This window comes from Acidithrix ferrooxidans, assembly GCF_000949295.1.
Lineage (GTDB): Bacteria > Actinomycetota > Acidimicrobiia > Acidimicrobiales > Acidimicrobiaceae > Acidithrix > Acidithrix ferrooxidans.
This window is the reverse complement of the sequence record NZ_JXYS01000149.1, coordinates 1-2,654: the sequence shown is the minus strand read 5'-3', so window position 1 is coordinate 2,654 and position 2,654 is coordinate 1. Positions and strand designations below refer to the sequence as shown.

The window sequence follows — 2,654 nt, the reverse complement described above, 5'->3', positions numbered from 1 at the left end:
CGGGTGCCGAGGGAGAAGCTGCTGAGTCGGGTGCCGAGGGAGAAGCTGCTGAGTCGGGTGCCGAGGGAGAAGCTGCTGAGTCGGGTGCCGAGGGAGAAGCTGCTGAGTCGGGTGCCGAGGGAGAAGCTGCTGAGTCGGGTGGTAACCTGGGTGCTGAGGTGGATTCTGAGCAAATAGTTGTTCATCTACAAGGCAGTGAGTCGATGGGCATCGAGTCGATGCGTGTTGATTCCATCGATGCTGGATCACTCAGCGCTGGTCCACAAGCCAACGAGTCGCTTGGCGGCGAGTCCCTCGGCGTCGATTCCATCGATGCTGGTCTACAAGTTGCCGGTCCTCAAGTTGCTCATCCACAAGCTAACCATTCACTTGGCGGCGAGTCCCTCGGTATCGATTCGATGGATACTGCTCCACAAGTTGGCGGTCCACAGGCCAAGCACTCCCAGAGCAATGAACCCCAAGCCAACCATTCCAATAGAGCTCAACCATACGCAAGTGACTCAATGGACAACAAGATAAAGCAGATCCTATGTATCTCAGAGCGTCGCAGGGATAAAGAAGAGGCAATTGCTAGAGGTATGCAAACTAAGTTCCAGAGTGCATTTGACAAACTAGCTGACTCAGTTAAGCGTGGTCAATATTCCAATGCCACAACTGTGGCTTCAAGAATAGGAAAGCTAAAGCAAGAGCATCGCTCTATTGCACGTCGCTATGAGATAGATACCATAACTGGCGATGACCAAAAAGTCAAGGAGCTGGTTTTGACTGAGAAACCAAAAGTAAAAGAAGCAGCTGAGACTCTCTATGGTGCCTATGTGATTGAGACCAATAGGAACGATCTAGAACCAGAAGAGATCTGGAAGCTCTATATGACCCTAACAAAGGTGGAGGATGCATTCAAAGCCCTAAAGAGCAATCTAGGGATGAGACCGATCTATCACCAACTAGCTAGTCGTACCGCTGCTCATCTATTTATCTCAGTAGTTGCTTATCACCTCTATGGAGCAATTGCACTTAGCTTATCTCAAGCCGGTGACAAAAGAAGTGTTCACAGCATTCTTGCTCAAGTGTCTACCCATAGCCGCTTGAACGTAACGATGTTAGATGATAACAAACGTCTACATAACCTTCGTATCTCCTCTACTCCAAACTCTACCCAAAAAGAGATCTACTCTATTCTTGGAGTAGTAGATACCCTAGCTCGAACCAAGAAGGTGATTGCTCAACTGTAGTGCCCAAATCCAGACACCAATATGGTCATGACCTGGGCTTTCATGGGGTGGTTGCCGAAAGTAGGGCTAGCCACACCCGTCCCAACTCGAGTTAGAACCGATCCAGAATTACGGGTTAACTCAACGGCACAGACTCACACACCCAGGGGTGCCCTCAGACGCCGAAGACGGGGTTGGTCGGTGGATCCAAGGCTAAATAACCTCCACCTGAAAGTAGGACGCCATTCCAAACCAAGCAACGCCTTCGTGTAATACGTCAATAACAAGGGTGTAAGTGCCTACCATATTTGGCGACACAACGCTGATTTCCTGTAAGACTGATGTATTCGGATGCACATCGCACGTGAATGAGGATGCGAAAAATCCTACTTCTGTTGCAGAATTTTCTTGCGTATACCACCTATAGCCCAATTTGATTGCTGGATACCAATTTCCATAAGGCCATATCTCGTCACCAAGATTTTTAACGCTAACGACAAGTTTGGTTTGGCTTCCAACCCGAAATATAGGGCAAGCCTCGTATACTGAAATTTCGCAAACATAGGCCGAAGGCTCAAGTTTGCGCTGAGCCCAAAACTTGTTAATTTCGGACCATGATATAGAAATTGGTTCGAATTCTTTGGTTCGATCAACTACTGTGTGTGGGTGTACGCGACCTGCAAGTGCTAACTCTATTAAACCTGGATCCACCGAAAATTTAGCCGATCAACTTTGATTTTGGCATAGAAAAGGTGCTCTGAACTGGTAAACTTTAGGTTGTAATAGTCAAAAAACAACCAGTTCAAGGAGCACCTTTTAGATGCGAGCATCTGCTAGTAGTTTAGACCGTTTGATAGTCACCTTTGACGATTCGAACGCAGTTTCCAACAGTGGGTTAATACTCCCTATCACCCTTGCTGAGAGACTTGGCCTTAGGGATCTCTTTGATTCTCACATTGACCTAGAGGATCGTCCTGGACGAGCAAATGTTGGCAGAAAAGCTATGGCTATCGTCGCATCTATTTTGGCCGGTGGTGATTGCATTGATGACACTGCAATCCTTCGAAGCCCAAATGCGCAAGTTATCCTTGGTCAGATAATGCCAGCACCATCCACTCTTGGTGTCTTCTTGCGTAGTTTTGAGACCAGTGACATCGCAGATGTTGAACGAGTTGCAGCTTTGTTGCTAAAACGAGCCTGGCTAGCTGGAGCAGGTCCAGGTGATGAGCCGCTCACCATTGATGTTGATTCCACAATATGTCAGGTATATGGAAACAAAAAAGAAGGAGCTTACTTTGGTTATACCAAAGTAAGGGGGTATCACCCACTAGTAGCAGCAGTTGGTAAAACAGGTGACATTCTTGGAATAGTGACACGTGAAGGCAATGCCAATACCGCTCGTGGTGCCGGGGAGTTTGTAACCCAGGTAATCAACAATGCCAG

The 2,654-nt window shown here is 47.6% G+C and carries 2 protein-coding genes; both read left to right on the top strand.

The window, feature by feature from the left end; genetic code table 11:
• On the top strand, positions 1-1,232 hold a 1,232-nt coding region (locus tag AXFE_RS20235), incomplete at its 5' end, for an IS1634 family transposase (RefSeq protein ID WP_455423346.1).
• Positions 1,233-2,031: 799 nt separating this feature from the next.
• The coding region (locus AXFE_RS17685; RefSeq protein ID WP_200891363.1) for a transposase at positions 2,032-2,654 on the top strand (623 nt) is incomplete at its 3' end.